The following is a 15,624-nucleotide window of genomic DNA, read 5'->3' on the forward strand; positions in this document are numbered from 1 at the left end:
CGCGACCGTCAGCGTCGCTCGAGAGGCGCGACGTGCGCGTCGAACCAGCCGATCAGGTCACCCAGCACCGCGGCCTGTTCGGGCTCGTTGTAGATTTCGTGGAACAGGCCGGGATAGATTTCGAGGCGCTTGTCGACCGAGCCGACATGGTCGAACAGGTACCGCGAACCTGCGGGGGCGGTCAGGCGGTCGGCCCCGCCGTGCTGGATAAGGATCGGCAGGCGGATTTTCGGCGCGTCGGCCTGCGCGACCGCCATCGCGTCCATGAATTCCTTGCCCAATCGCGCGCCGATCTTGCCGTCGTATACGAGCGGATCGGCCTTGTAGGCCTCGACGACGGCAGGGTCGCGGCTGACGCCGTTCGCATCGAGTGACAGGACGCCCAAACGCGGAAAGAAGCGCGACAGGAAGCGGCTGATCCAGACGGTGAAGCGCGACGGCGGCTCGGCGGGCAGGATTGCGGGGCCCGAGAGCGCGGCGGCAACGAACGCCTGCTGGCGCTCGATCAGGAACAGCGTCGCGATCAGCCCGCCCATGCTGTGCCCCAGGAGCAGGCGCGGCGTATCGCCATGGTTGATCCCGGCCAAGGCGAGCAGCTCGGCCATGCCGTCGAGATAGGCCGAGAAGCGCGGGACATAACCGCCCTCGCCATCCGAACGGCCGTGCCCCCAATGATCGACGGCGTAGACCGCATAGCCCGCGTCGGTCAGCCGCTTTGCGACATGGGCATAGCGCCCGGCATGTTCGGCATAGCCGTGTGCGAGAAGCACGATCGCTTTGGGCAGGCTTTCGGGTAGCCAGCGGGTGACGCGGAGCTTCGCGCCTGCGCCCGCAGATTCGGCCGGAAGGATCACCGCACCGGCCGCCATGCTTAGCGCACCGCCTTCTTGAGCGCGGCGCTGCGGTGGCCGGGGCCGTCGTCGCCGGTCTTGTCGATCTTTGCCAGGATGCCCTCCAGCGCGCGGCTGATCGCGGTCTGGGTGCGGACCATTTCGATTTTGGGCCAGGCGGTGCGCATCCCGGTGTCGATCAGTTCGTCGATGTCGTCCTGGCCGAGGTCGCTCAAAATCTTCGTCGGCGACCAGAATTTGGGCGGGCGGATGATGTTGATGTCGCCCGTATATTCCTGGTTGATCACAGATCGCGCCATATTGGCGATGCTGTTCAAGGGCGGGATCAGTTCGAGCGGTTTCTGGAAGATCACCATGTTCGCGTTGAGCCACGCCTTGAAGGTCGTCATCGACGCATGTTGAATCGCCTCGATCGGCGCCATCTGCTTGCGCGTGTCGGTCGCGAAGGGCAGCGCAATGGGGTTTGCCTGGCTGACGATGTGATGATTGACGCCATAGAGGCGTTCGAGCCGCTTGGTCGGAATGTCATGCGTCACCGATCCGTCGACCCAGCGCCGGTCGGGCTGATAGGGAATGCGCGCTCCATCGTCGCCCCGCGCCATCAGCATGACAGGCGGAAAGACGCCGGGGACCGCGCACGAGGCGAGGACGGCTTCGCGGATCAGCACATTAGGCGCGGTAATCGCGTTCAATAGCCGGCCGTTCTGATGCTTTTCGGCGGGCGCGACCGAGACGTTGAGGTGACGGCCGCTGATTTCATAGGCCTCCTGAAAGGTCAGGTCGGGGATCAGCCCCGCGAGCCGTTCGCGTACCTCGTCGGGCGCGAGCCGCCGGCCGTCGCGGGCGCGGTCGGGGTTGGCGAGGCGCTCGCTTTCGAGGAAGGCGCCGATGTCGGCGTCCCTGCGCGTGCAGACGATTGCAGCGACGATCGACCCGCCGCTCGCGCCCGACATGATCGACGGAAGCACGCCTTCGGACCAGAGCGCTTTCACGACGCCGATGTGGAAGAAGAGGAAGCTGCCCGAACCCGACAGCAGCAGCGCCGAGCGGCCGTAGCAATGCTGGGCACGGCGAAAGAAATCGCGCTTTTCCTCGCGGCCGATGCTGCGCGCGGCGGCGATCATGTCGAGCGAGGCGACGACCTCGGCGACATAATCCTCGACCAGCTTTTTCGTGCCGAAGCGTGCCTTTTGATAGAGGCGTTCGTGCCCCATGCCGTCGATATTGCCGTGAATGCCTTCGTTGAGCACGAAGAGCAGTCCCTTGACGTCGCCCGCCGCCGACAGCTTGCGCAATTTTTCGAGGCGGGCGCGGATCGCCTTGTAATCGAAATGCTTGCTTTCGTCGGCGTCGCGCCACGCCTGAAGCCCCGATTTTTTATCATGCTCGCGCGCCGCTTTGGACCAGGCGGCATAATCGGGCGCGGTCACCAGATCGCGGTCGGCGCTGAGCGTCGGGGTGAAAAGCATTCGGTAATCCTGCGAGAGCATCGTTATTTTTTCCGAGTCTTGCGGGTTACGTTGTCTTTGGCAACTGTTTTGACAGGCTCGTCGCCCCCGCGGAGGCGGGGGCCGTCGTCGTCCTTACCCTTCGGCGCCGCGTCAACCTCCAGCGGCCCCCGCCTTCGCGGGGGCGACGATAAGGGGGTCGTCTTTTTTCCCTTGGCCGCCCTTTTCGATTTGACTTTGGCCGCCTTGGGCTTGGCCGTTACGGCTTTTGGCTTTTCGGCCTTTGGCACCGCCGCCATCAGGTCGGCGAAACTTTCGTCGATGCACTCACGGAAAAAGGCGATGTCGGGCATGATCGCGCGTTCGGAGATGATCGAAAAGGCGATGCGGCCGTTGTAACTGGGGGTCGCGACGAACAGCCCCATATTGTTCGCGAGCGGCGCCATGCCGTGCTGCTGCACGAGCCTGGCGCCGGCGAGATAGAGCGGCACCTGCGCGCCGGGGACGTTGGAGATGAAGAGGTTGGTGCCGCGCACCGCGAAACGCTCGCTGGTGACGAGCCGCGCGACCGCGGCCATCGTCGCACCGGGAATATGCTGCGACAGGTCGGTCATGATCCGCGCGCTGACGCCGGCCTTCGCTTCCTTTGCCTCGACCGTATAGTCGCGCACCGCGGCGAGCCGTTCGAGCGGATCGGCGATGTCGGTGCGGATCGGCACGCTCATCGCCGACACCTGGTTGCCCGGCGTTGCCGCCTTGCCGCCCTTGCCGCGCAGATTGACCGGCGCGACCGCAACGAGGCTTTCCTTCGGCAATTCCTTGTGCTTCGCGAGATATTTGCGGAGCGCGCCGCCGACGGTCGTCAGCACCACATCGTTGACCGTCGCGCCGGGCACTTTCTTGCGGATTTCCGCGACGTCGGCGAGGGCGACCGTGGTCGCGTCGAACATCTTGTGCGGGCCCACGGGCACGTTGAAGCGCGTTTCGGGCACGCCCGCGGTCATCCCGCCCTCAATAGCCTTGCGCGCCGAGGAGACGATGGCGGGGGACATTTTCATCAGCGCGTTCATGAACTTGACCGGCGATTGCAGCGACGCAGCCCAGGCGCGCGAGACGATCTCGGCGCTCGACGGCGGATCGCCCAGCTCCTCGACCGGCGGCGGTTCGGGAATTGCGGGCGTGCCGTGCGCGTCGATGTCGCTCATCGCGATGAAGGCGTGCGCGCCCGATGCGCCATCGACCGCGGCGTGGTGGACGCGGTGGAGCATCGCGAAGCTGCCCTTGGGAATGCCAGGAAGCCGGTCCAGCCCTTCTATGATATAAATGTCCCATAGCGGGCGGTTCATATCCATCGGCTTCGAGAACCAGCGCGCCACCGCGATGCAGAATTGCCGCCAGTCGGCGGGCTCGGGAAGCCGCGCATGGCTCATATGCGCCTCGATATCGAAATGCTCGTCCTCGACCCAATAGGGATGGTCCATGTCGAAAGGCAGGCGGTGCAGGCGGCGTTTGAAGAGCGGCGAGGTGTGGACGCGGCTTTCGACGTGGGCGATGATGTCCTTGAAGCGTACGAAGCCGCCCGGCGCGGTCGACGGGTCGTAGATATAGACGCCCATGATATGCGTGAGGTTGTTCGCGGTCTGGGTGTAGAGGAACTGGGCGTCCTGTGCGCTGAGCTGTTTGAGCATGTCTCTTTCTTTCTACCCTACCGTCATTGCGAGGACCCTCGGACTTGATCCGGGGCGACGCGGCAATCTCCAGCTTTCGAGGGTGCGCGACTTTGAAGGCTGGAGATTGCTTCGCTTCGCTCGCAATGACGAAGGGGGGTGCTGCATCGTCACTCCCCCGCCCCCACCAGCCGGTCCGCCAGCGCCACGGTCGACAGCCGCATCGTTTCCATGACGTTGGCGAGCCCGCGCAGTTCGGCGAGCAGCGCGCGGCGTTGGGCAAGACCATCGGGCGTTGCTTCCTCGGCCAGCCCCATATGGCGCATCAGCGACAGGCCGTTGGCGAACAGCAATTTGCCGATTGCCGCTTCGCTGCTGATCCGGCGCAGCAGATAGGCCTGCTTGCCCTCGGTCAGCGCGGCGTCGAGCAAGGCCTTTTCATCGACCGCCTCGCCCGGTTTCGCGCGCGCGAGCAGGTCGGCGACGACCGAATAGGCCTCGGCAAAAGGCAAAAGGATCGCGTGGCCGACGACGGGCTGGCAGCGGCGCAGCAGTTGCGCGATGCCGCGGTCGCCGCTGGCGAGGCGGCGATCCCAGACCGGATCGATGCGTTCGAGTTCGGCGCGGAGCGCGGCCATATGCTCATCGCGCGGCGGGTAGAAAAATTCGAATTTGAACAGGTCGCGCAAACGATCGATCTTTGCCCAGAAGGCGGCGGTCGCGTCGCCGCTGTCGGCGTCGCGCAGCTCGAACAGCGCGAGCTCGATCATCGCGCGGTCGAGGAAATGATGCGCGATGATGTTGCGGTAATAGCTCGCCATCGGATGCTTGGCGGGGTCAATCGAATAGATGGTCTCGCTGCCCGCTTCGTAGCACGTGAGCAGCCCGCTGGTAACGAGCGTGTCGATGGTGGTGGACAGCGCGGCATCGTCGCCGCTTTCGAGTTCGCTGCTGAGCCTGACGCCGCGCGCCCGCGCCCAGCCGGTCACCGCGCCGATCGCGCCGAGAAGTTCGGCCGAGGTTGCGCCGCGTGGCGCCATGCCGAGCAGGATCAGGCACATCACCGAGGTGACGGTGAGCGGGGTCACCCGATTTGCTTCGACCGCGACGGCGAAGGCGATCTTTTCGAGCGCGCGCTTGTCGTCGGGACCGGGCGCGGCATCGATGACCACAGGGTCGCCGATGTCGAGGCGGATGCGGCCCGACGGCTCCTTCAGGCTTTTCATATAGCCGATGAACCACGACAGGCTTTCGGGTTTCTTGCTGCGGCCGGTCTGTTCGGCGGCATATTCCTCGACATCGCGGATGAGGTCGAAGCTGGTGACGAAGGGAACAAAATGCACGCCGCGCGTGCCCGTCGCGTGCGCCGCGTCGAGGACATATTTCATCAGCCCATATTTGGGCGGCATCAGCTTGCCGAGTCGCGAGCGCGTCCCCTCGAACGCCCAGCTCAGCGGGAAACGCTTGGCGAGCAGCCAGGCGATATAGTGGCGCAGCACGAGCTTGTAGACCGGCTGGTCCTGAAAGCTGCGGCGGATGAAGATCATCCCCGAACGGCGGAAAAATTCGCCCATGACCGCGAAGTCGAGGTTCGCGCCGCCGAAGCTGTGGAGCATCGGCAGGTCGTTTTCATAGGCAAGGCGGCTGGGCGTCGCGCCGTCGATATAGGTTTTGTGCGTGAAGAGGATCGCGGTCGGATGCTCGCGCAAGATCGCGCGCAGCCGCGCCAGTTCGGCGGCGTCGATCTCCATTTCGGGTGCGTAGCCGCCGAACATCATGCGATCGAGGCGCGCGCGAAGATCGAGGAAGAGCGCCGACGGTCGCGCGATCACCTCCTTCATCAGCGGTCGAGCCTCGCGGTAGAGATCGGCGACGGGGCGGCCGGTCGCGGCCGCAAGCTCGGCAAGCGCGGCGCGGAACTTGGGGCTGGTGCGGAGGCCATCGGCGACGAAGCGCGGCACCTTGTAGCGTGTCCCGCGAACGCCGCGTTCGGCGACGTCGAGCGCGAGCGCGGCCTGCCGCGCGACGAAGCGCGCAAATTCGGGGCTGTCGGCGCCCTCGCCATCGCCACCGCCGGTCTGCGCGCAGAAGCGGGTGCGGAGCGTATCGAGGGTCGCCGCTTCGCCGACCAGAATCTGCGCGCGGCGGCGGTCACGGAGCAGGATCAGCCGCGCGCGCAGCGGGCCCGGATGGCGCGGATCGCCGAAGATCAGGTGGCGGAATTTGAGCGCGCGGCCCTTATCGAACCCGGGGATGCGCCAGGCGACGCGCAGCGGCACGACGTGCCGCGACGGCGCGGCGCCGAGCCGCGCCTGCAACGCCTCGACTGGCAGCGCATGGTCGCCGTCCTCAATGTCGAGGCTGGCCCAGCCGGGTTCGTCGTCACCGCCCGAATCGTTGGAGGTTGCGTGAATCCAGTCGAGCAGGATGCGGCGCTCGACCCCGTGCCGCGCGTCGATGATGTAGAGCCGGTCGGCCGCCGCGTCCGTCACGATCGGAGTGCGGGGCGAGCCGTCGGCCATGGCCTAGCCTTGCCCCGTCGATGAGTGACTCGTACCGCGCCATTCTGCGACACCCAAGTCCGCTTGCCCTGAGCTTGTCGAAGGGCCGTTCTTCCTGTCAAACCGCGCAGAAGAAAAGAACGGCCCTTCGACAAGCTCAGGGCGAACGGAGGAAGATGTCATCGTCTAAACCGCCCCTCCCTTTTGGGGGGAGATTTTCTTGGCGGACGCCTTTTTCTTAGGCGCGGGTTTCTTCGCCGCCGCTTTTTTCGGCTTGGCCTTTTCGGCCTTAACCTCGGCCGCAGGCTCCTTCGCCACCGACTCCGCCACGCTCTCCTCCGGCTGCCCCAGCGTGCGCAGGAACATATTCCGCACGTCGCGGACATGCGAATTGATCGTCTTCACGCTCCACCCCGATGTATCGACCGGCGGCAGCACGGTGACGCGCACGGTTGCGGGGCGCATTACAAACTCGTTCTTCGGCGCGACGTCGGTGGCGTTATGAATCACGATCGGGATGATCGGCACACCCGCCTGCATCGCGAGATGGAAGGCCCCCTTTTTGAAGGGTTCGAGCTTGGGCGTCAGGCTGCGCGTGCCTTCGGGGGCGATGCAGATCGATTTGCCCTCTTCGCGGATCGCCGCGACGAGCGGTCCCATCGCCTTGATCGCGCTCTTGCCGTCGGCGCGGTCGACGAAGACGGTGCCGCCCCATTCCATCAGCTTGCCGAGGACGGGGATGTCCTTGATCTCCTTCTTCCCCACCCCGCCCATGTCACGGCGGATGAGCTTGGCGAGGATCATCACGTCGGCCTTGCTCTGGTGGTTGAAGATGAAGACGCAGGGGCGCGACGACCAAAGATGGCGCTCATCTTCGACCTCGAGCTCGACGCCGGTGATCGCGGTCGCGAAATCGCCAAACAGCCCGATCGAGAAATTCGCCGCCTCGCGCTGTGAGCGGGTCAGCGCCCAGATCGGCAGGCCCGCAGCGAAGGCGCCGACGAGCGAACCGGTGGCATAGATCGTGCGCGTATAGTCGATCCACGATGGCGTGCCGCGGCTGGCGAAGCGCTGTACCGGCCAGCCTCGCTCGTCGGCGATGACCTTGAGCTTCATGTTCGGGTTGAGTGGGCGCGGCTTGCCGACGCGTTCGAGCAGCTCGATGTCGTCGTCGCTGTCCGAATAGAAATAGCTCTGGTCGAGGTCGAGGCCATATTCGGCGGCAAGTTCCTCGGCCGCCAGCACCTTGCCCTCGCCAAAACAGAGCGGGCGGATGATTTCGCCGGTGAACACCCCGTCCTCGATCTCATAGGCCGAGCATTTGATGTCGGTGATGCCAAGGTCGCGCGCGGTGGGTTCGATCTGGTAGATCGTCGCCGACGAGATGATCGCGACGCGGTGCCCCTTTGCCTGATGCGCTTCGATGATCGCGCGGGTTTCGGGGTAAATCTTGCGCGCGATATGTTTCTTGTAAAGTTCTTCGCCGAATTCGATGAAGCTTTGCTCCTCGACACCCTTCATGAATTTGGCGGCGCCCGACATCAGCCCGGAAAAGCCGATGGTGCCGAGGCTGTGCTGCGCGATGACCTGCGCGGTCTCGGCGATTTCCTCGACCGACATTTCGCGGCGCTGGAACTTCTCGCGCAGCATCGCGGTGGCGGAATAGCCTGAGATGATCGTGCCGTCGAAATCGAAGAGCGCGGCGATATGCGACCCGGGCTCGGACGCGAGCACTTCATCCAGATGCGGCTGCGGTCTTGGCACGCACATCTCCCCACAGGCGGTTATCCTACTGCTTTATCGCTGCACGATGGCAGTAAAGATGGCGTTTATCAATGCGTCCAATTCGTCGCCCCCGCGGAGGCGGGGGCCGGTGGCAAGGTGGCGCAAGGCCGATAGCGGCCCCCGCCTTCGCGGGGGCGACGATCAAGGGCGAAGCGCAGCCGCCTCGCGCGCCAGCGCCTCAATGCGCACCACGTCGAGTGGCCCGGCGGGCACCACCCAGCTGCCGCCGACGCAGCGCACGGGGCCGAGCGCAAGCCATTCGGGCGCGGTCGCGGCGCTGATGCCGCCGGTGGGGCAGAAATTGATGCCGCCGAAGGGGCCCGCGAGCGCCTTCAGCGCCGGGATGCCGCCGCTCGTCGCGGCGGGGAAAAATTTGAAGCTGTCGAGGCCCATGTCGAGCCCCATCATGATGTTCGACGCATTGGCGACGCCGGGCAGGAAGGGAATGCCGCTTGCCACCGCCGCTTCGCCGAGGCTGTCGGTGAGGCCGGGCGAGACGATGAATTCGGAGCCCGCGTCGAGCGCGTCCCTGAGCATATGCGGGTTGAGCACCGTGCCCGCGCCGACGACCGCGCCCGGCACCGCCTTCATCGCGCGGATCGCGTCGAGCGCGGCGGGGGTGCGCATCGTCACCTCGAGCGCGCGGAGCCCGCCCGCGACGAGCGCTTCCGCCATCGGCACGGCATCCTCGACGCGGTCGATGACGATCACCGGGATCACCGGCGCGAGGGTCATGATCTGCTCGATACCTAAATTCGACATTTTCCACTCCGTTCGAAACTTCAAACACCGCTTGCCCTGAGCTTGTCGAAGGGCCGTACTTTCTTTGCGACGTCCAAAGAAAAGAACGGTGCTTCGACAAGCTCAGCACGAACGGATCATGGGTTAGCCGGTAACCGCCTCCATCGCCGCGAGCACCGCCGATCCGCCCTTTTCGGCCTCGTCGGCATGGTGGCGGAACAGCGCGAAAAGTTCACGGCCGACGCCGAGCGCGGGCGGCGGGGCGACGGCGGGGGTGCGCGAAGCCCATTCAGCCGCATCAACCAGCGCAATGACTTCGCCCTTTACCGCGCAGACGCGCACGATGTCGCCGTCCTCAAGATAGGCGAGCGGGCCGCTGACGCCGTCGGGGCCGGGCAGCGCCTCGGGCGACAAATGGATCACCGCGGGCACCTTGCCGCTGGCGCCCGACATGCGACCGTCGGTGAGCAGTGCGACGCGATAGCCCTTGTCCTGCAACACACCCAGCGCCGGCGTCAGCTTGTGGAGTTCGGGCATACCGTTGGCGCGCGGGCCTTGGAAACGGACGACGACGACGACGTCGCGATCGAGTTCGCCCGCCTTGAACGCGGCGAGCACCTGATTCTGGTCGTCGAAAATCCGGCACGGCGCCTCGATCGTCCAGCGATCCTCGGCGACCGCGCTGGTCTTGATGATCGCACGGCCGAGGTTGCCCGCGAGCAGGCGCATACCGCCGTCGGGCGAGAAAGGCGCGGCGACGGGGCGCAGCATCGTATCGTCGCGCGACGTTTCAGGCGCGGCCTGCCAGTGAAGTTCGTCGTCAACCAGCACAGGCTCGGCGGCATAATCGGCCATCGTTCCGCCGACGGTGAGGATGTCACCGTGGAGCAGTCCCGCGCCGAGCAGTTCCTTGACGACAAAGCCGATGCCGCCCGCGGCGTGGAAGTGGTTCACGTCGCCCGCGCCGTTCGGATAGACGCGCGCGAGCAGCGGCACCGCGTGGCTGAGTTCGTCGAAATCCTGCCAGTCGATCACGATCCCCGCCGCGCGTGCGATCGCGGGCAGGTGGATCGCATGGTTGGTCGATCCGCCGGTCGCGAGCAGGCCGATCGCCGCGTTGACAATCGCCTTTTCGTCGATGCACCGGCCGAGCGGGCGATAGTCGTCGCCGTCCCAGCCGATCGCGGCGATCCGGTGCGTCGCGGCGCGCGTCAGCTCCTGACGCAGCTTGGTGCCGGGGTTGGTGAAGGCGCTGCCGGGGATGTGCAGCCCCATCAGCTCCATCATCATCTGGTTCGAGTTCGCGGTGCCGTAGAAGGTGCAGGTGCCCGCGCCATGATAGGACGCCGCTTCGGCTTCGAGCAGCTCGTCGCGGGTAGCCTTGCCCTCGGCATAAAGCTGACGGATGCGCTGCTTTTCCTTGTTCGCGAGGCCCGAAGGCATCGGCCCCGCGGGGACGAGAATCTGCGGCAGATGGCCAAAGCGCAGCGCGCCGATCAGGAGGCCGGGCACGATCTTGTCGCAGATGCCGAGCAGCAGCACGCCCTCGAACATCGCGTGGCTTAGGGCGATCACCGTGCCCTGCGCGATATTGTCGCGGCTGAACAGCGACAGGTCCATGCCCGCCTGCCCCTGCGTCACGCCGTCGCACATCGCCGGAACGCCGCCCGCGACCTGCGCGGTGACCCCGACCTCGCGCGCGAAGAGTTTGATCTGTTCGGGATAGCGGCCGTACGGCTGATGCGCCGAAAGCATGTCGTTGTAGCTGGTGACGATGCCGATGTTCATCGCGGCGCCGGTGCGGATGATGGGCTTGTCGTCGCCCGCAGCGGCGAAGCCGTGCGCGAGGTTGCCGCAAGAGAGGTTGCCCCGGTTGGTGCCCGCGTCGCGCTGGCGCTCCATGAGGTCGAGGTAGGCGGCGCGGCGCGGCGCGCTGCGGGCGATGATGCGGTCGGTGACGGCGGCGATGGTGGGGTGGAGATCAGTCATAAGAAAATCCGATCCCCTCTCCCCTTGAGGGAGAGGGTTGCGCAGACTTGGCAGCTTGCTGCCTAGTCGAAGCTGGGTGAGGGGTTCGGACGTGGCGTGCGCAAGCGACGGTGGAACCCCTCATCCAACTGCGCCTAGTCGCCATGCGACAAGGCTTCGTATCCTTCTCCCTCAAGGGGAGAAGGAAATGGGGCCGCTCAATCATGCCAGCTCGCTCCGTCGCGTTCGATCAGCGCGATTGCCGAACTCGGCCCCCAACTTCCCGCGGTGTAGCTTTGCGGCGCCATATCGACCTGGTCCCAGGCGTCGCGGATCGCGTCGATCCACTCCCATTGTGCCTCGACCTCGTCGCGGCGCACGAAGAGGGTCTGGTCGCCCTCGATGAAGTCGAGCAGCAGGCGTTCGTAGGCGATGCGTCGCCGCTCGCCCGCAAAGCTGTGCGAGAGCGAGACGTCCATCGTCACTTCTTTGAGCTTCACCCCGTCGCGGCCGAGCCCCGGCTGTTTTGCCATCACCTTGACCCGGATATTTTCCTCGGGCTGCAAGTTGATGATCATCATATTGGCGTCGAGCTTGCCCGCGCCGACGCGCGCGAAGATATTGTGCGGCACCGGCTTGAACTGGATCAGCACCTCGGACTTGCGCTGCGGCATCCGTTTGCCGGTGCGCAGGTAAAAGGGCACGCCCTTCCACCGCCAATTATCGATAAAGGCCTTCAAAGCGACGAAGGTTTCGGTGTTCGAGGGATTGCCGAGTTCATCGGCATAGCCCGCGACCGCGGCGCCGTTCACCGCGCCGCTGCTGTACTGCCCCTTGACGCTGTGCGCCTTCACATCCTCGGCACGCATCTTGCGAAGCGAGCGCAGCAGCTTGACCTTTTCATCGCGCACCGCAGTTGCGCTGACGCTCGACGGCGGCTCCATCGCGATGATCGCGAGCAATTGCAGCATATGGTTCTGGACCATGTCCTTGAGTGCGCCAACGCCGTCATAATAGGATACGCGGCCTTCAAGGCCGACGGTTTCGGCGACGGTGATCTGGACATGGTCGATCGCCTGCGCATTCCACAGCGGTTCGAACAACATGTTGGCAAAGCGCAGCGCGAGCAGATTCTGCACCGTTTCCTTGCCGAGATAATGGTCGATGCGGAACACCCGCTCCTCGGCAAAGGCGTCGCCGACCTGGGCGTTGACTTCGCGCGACGAAGCAAGGTCGTGGCCGATCGGCTTTTCCATCGCGATCCGGCATTCGGCGCAGGCGATGTTCGCGGCCTTCAATCCTTGCGCGATCGGGCCGAACATCGACGGCGGGGTCGAAAGGTAGACACCGATCGGGCGGTTCATGCGGTCGCCCAGCAACACCGCGAGTTCGTCATAGCCGGTGCCCGCGCCGGCATCGATCGCGCAATAGTCGATGCGCGCGAGGAAGGTGTCGACGGTTGCGGAATCGATACGGTCGGCGGGCAGATGCTCGGTCAAGGCGGTGCGGACCTGCGTGCAAAAGGCGTCACGATCCATAACCGAGCGACCCGATCCGACGATCGTCAGCGCGTCCGCAAGCAGGCCGTCCATGTGGAGATTGTAGAGCGAGGGGAAGAGCATGCGCTGCGCGAGGTCGCCCGTCGCCCCGAACAAAACCAATGTTTCGACTTTGACGCTCACATTCGTCCCCTTGGATAACAGACAGAGAATTGGAGGATGCGCCCCGCGAATGCAACGCGCATACGTAAGCCGCTTTACGCCCCTCCCCTTCAGGGGAGGGGTTGGGGTGGGGGCTGCCGAGCTAGCGCAAGGCCGATGGCCCCCACCCCGCTCGACTAAGGCCCGGCTACGCCGGACCATGTCTCACTGCCCCTCCCCTGAAGGGGAGGGGTGAAAATGGTTCAAAGCTGCGACGAACGATTCTAAGACCCGACCCCATGCCCGACACGCCCCTCCCCTATGACATCATCGTCGTTGGCGGCGGCGTCAACGGCGCGGGGGTCGCGCGCGATGCGGCGGGGCGCGGGGCGCGGGTGTTGCTGCTCGAGGCGGGCGACCTCGCCGAGGGCACATCGTCGAAATCGACCAAGCTGATCCACGGCGGGCTGCGATACCTCGAACATTATGAGTTCGGCCTGGTGCGCGAGGCGCTGAAGGAACGCGAGCTTTTGTGGGGCATTGCGCCGCACATCATCCATCCGCTGCGTTTCGTCCTGCCCTATCGCGACGGGCTGCGCCCGCGCTGGCTGTTGCGGCTGGGGCTGTTCCTCTACGACCATATCGGCGGCCGCAAGAAGCTGCCGGCGACGCGCTCGGTCGACCTCAGGCGTCATGCGGCGGGGGCGCCGTTGCAATCGCACTATGTCCACGGGTTCGAATATTCGGACGGCTGGGTCGACGATGCGCGGCTGGTCATGCTCAACGCGCGCGACGCCGCCGACCGCGGCGCGCGGGTCCGCACGCACACGCGCGCCGAGATGCTGCGCTGCGACGGCGGACTGTGGGTCGTCGATGCGGCGGACGATCAGGGGCATCGCTATCGTTTCACCGGCCGCAGCGTCGTCAATGCCGCGGGGCCGGCGGTGCTCGACCTTTTGAAACGCGCCGATGCCGAGCCCGACCATCAGATGCGGCTGGTGCGCGGGTCGCACATCGTCGTGCGCCGCCTGTTCGAGCATGATTATGCCTATTTTTTCCAGCTGCCCGACGGGCGCATCTTTTTCGCCATTCCTTATGAACAGGACTTCACGCTGATCGGCACGACCGATGTGGACCATGACGGACCCGCGAGCGAGGCAAAGGCGAGCGACGACGAAATCGCCTATCTGTGCGAAGGCGCCAGCCTCTATTTTCGCGTGCCTGTTACCCCCGCCGATGTGGTGTGGAGCTTTTCAGGCGTGCGGCCGCTGGTCGAGGACGGGTCGGGGCGGCCCGAGGCGGCGACGCGCGGATACCGCATCGACCTCGACCTCGAAGAAGGCGCGCCCTTGCTCACCATCTACGGCGGCAAGATCACCAGCTATCGCCATGTCGCCGAAGAGGCGGTCGATGCACTGGCGCGTCATGTGCCGGCGCTGAGCGTCCGGCACTGGACCGCGAAGGCGGCGCTGCCCGGGGGTGATTTTCCGGTGACGGGCGCCGCGGCGCTCGTTGCGGAATATCGGCTGGCCCACCCTTTCCTCTCCGCCACGACCGCGCAGCGGATCGCGCGCGCCTATGGCACCGATGCGCGGCGCTGGCTGGGCGAGGCGGACAGCTGGGACGCGCTGGGCGGCGAGATCGCGCACGGGCTGAGCGTCGCCGAGTTGCGATGGATGGTCGAACAGGAATGGGCGCGCACGGCGGACGATATTTTGTGGCGGCGAAGCAAGCTTGGGCTGGTCTTCGACGAAGAGGACAAGGCGCGGCTTGCCGACGCACTGGACATGCTGCGCTAGATTGTTGGCGCCTGGCCGCTCAAGTCTTGCTCGTCCCGCCGCTCGTGTCGAGCAAAGACGAAACGCCGATCGGCATGGCGCGTGCGCGTCGCAAGAACGATCGCGAGCCCGGCGAGCGCCATCAACGCCCCCGCGATCGACACCGCCGGATAGCCGAGCCCCAGGCCGATCACGCCGCCGCCAACCGCCGCGCCGACCGCATTGCCGAGGTTGAACGCGCCGATGTTGACCGCCGAGGCGAGGTTGGGCGCATCGCTCGCCGCTTCCATCACGCGCATCTGAAGCGGCGGGACGATCGCGAAGGTCGCGACGCCCCACACGAAGATGGTGATCGCCGCGGCGAATGGGTGAAACATCGCGCCGGCGAAGACGACCAGCGTCGCCGCCAGCCCGCCGAGCGAGACGATCAGCGTGCGGTCGATCGAGCGATCGGCAAAGCGGCCGCCGAGCCAGTTGCCGGCGGTAAGTCCGAGCCCGTAGACGACGAGCATCGCGGTCACGAACAGCGTCCCTGCTCCCGTCGCGCCCTTCAGGATCGGCGCGATATAGGTGAAGACCGCGAACATCGCCGACGAGCCGAGCGCTGTCAGCGCCAGCGCGAGGAGCACTTCGCGCCGCTTCAGCACGCCGAGTTCGGCGAGCATATTGCCGCCTTCGGCGCGCGGGATGTCGGGGAGCGCAAAGCGCAGCGCGGCCATGGTGAAAAGGCCCCAAACGGCGATCAGCCCGAACGCGGTGCGCCAGCCGAACGTCTCGCCGATCCACGGCGCGAGCGGCACGCCGACGACATTGGCGAGCGTCAGCCCCATGAACATCGCCGCGACGGCGCTGGCGCGCTTGTCGGGCGGGACGATGCTGGCGGCAACGACCGACCCGACGCCGAAAAAGGCGCCGTGGTTCAAGGAGGTGATGACGCGCGCAGCCATCAGCGTCGCATAATCGCCCGCGATCGCCGACAGAAAGTTGCCGAGCGTGAAGATCGCCATCAGCGCAATGAGCAAGGTGCGCCGGTTCATGCGCGCGGTGGTGAGCGTCATCAACGGCGCGCCGAGCATGACGCCGAGCGCATAGGCCGAAACGAGGAGCCCCGCAGCGGGGATCGAGACGCCGAGCCCCGCCGCCATGTCGGGCAGCAGACCCATCGGCGCGAATTCGGTGATCCCGATCCCGAACGCGCCCGTCGCAAGCGCAAGGAGGGGAAAGTTGATTTTCATGGGCGTAAGT

General features: G+C 65.7%; 10 protein-coding genes. 1 reads left to right on the forward strand and 9 read right to left on the reverse strand.

The features are described from left to right. Positions 1-8 precede the first annotated feature (8 nt). The 8 genes from VSX77_RS04325 to zwf form a co-directional block, all read right to left on the reverse strand. A complete protein-coding gene (locus VSX77_RS04325; RefSeq protein ID WP_338426435.1) occupies positions 9-869 on the reverse strand; it encodes an alpha/beta hydrolase in 861 nt (286 codons plus the stop codon). A 2-nt stretch (positions 870-871) separates the two neighbouring features. Further along, positions 872-2,320, reverse strand: a complete 1,449-nt coding sequence (locus VSX77_RS04330) for a DUF3336 domain-containing protein (RefSeq protein ID WP_338426436.1) — start codon at positions 2,318-2,320, stop codon at positions 872-874. Between the two features lie 23 nt (positions 2,321-2,343). Then, positions 2,344-3,987 (reverse strand): WS/DGAT/MGAT family O-acyltransferase, encoded by a 1,644-nt coding sequence (locus VSX77_RS04335; protein WP_338426437.1) that lies wholly within the window; start codon positions 3,985-3,987, stop codon positions 2,344-2,346. A 149-nt stretch (positions 3,988-4,136) separates the two neighbouring features. Next, complete coding sequence (locus VSX77_RS04340; protein ID WP_338426438.1) at positions 4,137-6,488, reverse strand: glycerol-3-phosphate 1-O-acyltransferase; 2,352 nt, start codon at positions 6,486-6,488, stop codon at positions 4,137-4,139. A gap of 165 nt (positions 6,489-6,653) precedes the next feature. Next, complete coding sequence (locus VSX77_RS04345; RefSeq protein ID WP_338426439.1) at positions 6,654-8,237, reverse strand: HAD-IB family hydrolase; 1,584 nt, start codon at positions 8,235-8,237, stop codon at positions 6,654-6,656. Between the two features lie 156 nt (positions 8,238-8,393). After that, positions 8,394-9,014, reverse strand: a complete 621-nt coding sequence (gene eda, locus VSX77_RS04350) for a bifunctional 4-hydroxy-2-oxoglutarate aldolase/2-dehydro-3-deoxy-phosphogluconate aldolase (protein ID WP_338426440.1) — start codon at positions 9,012-9,014, stop codon at positions 8,394-8,396. 123 nt (positions 9,015-9,137) lie between these two features. Further along, on the reverse strand, positions 9,138-10,982 hold the full coding sequence (edd, locus tag VSX77_RS04355; protein ID WP_338426441.1) for a phosphogluconate dehydratase: 1,845 nt from the start codon (positions 10,980-10,982) through the stop codon (positions 9,138-9,140). Positions 10,983-11,179: 197 nt separating this feature from the next. Continuing rightward, a complete protein-coding gene (gene zwf, locus VSX77_RS04360; protein ID WP_422397281.1) occupies positions 11,180-12,643 on the reverse strand; it encodes a glucose-6-phosphate dehydrogenase in 1,464 nt (487 codons plus the stop codon). Between the two features lie 257 nt (positions 12,644-12,900). Here zwf and glpD point away from each other — a divergent pair, with 257 nt between their 5' ends. Further along, the gene (gene glpD, locus VSX77_RS04365) at positions 12,901-14,400 is read left to right on the forward strand and encodes a glycerol-3-phosphate dehydrogenase (RefSeq protein ID WP_338426442.1); all 1,500 of its coding nucleotides are present in this window, start codon (positions 12,901-12,903) and stop codon (positions 14,398-14,400) included. Here glpD and VSX77_RS04370 read toward each other — a convergent pair. Continuing rightward, entirely contained in the window at positions 14,397-15,614 is a 1,218-nt protein-coding gene (locus tag VSX77_RS04370; RefSeq protein WP_338426443.1) for an MFS transporter, read from the reverse strand. The two genes, glpD and VSX77_RS04370, sit on opposite strands and share 4 nt — an antisense overlap. Positions 15,615-15,624 lie beyond the last annotated feature (10 nt).

This window comes from Sphingopyxis sp. TUF1 (assembly GCF_036687315.1).
In the GTDB taxonomy this organism is placed as follows: Bacteria; Pseudomonadota; Alphaproteobacteria; order Sphingomonadales; family Sphingomonadaceae; genus Sphingopyxis; species Sphingopyxis kveilinensis.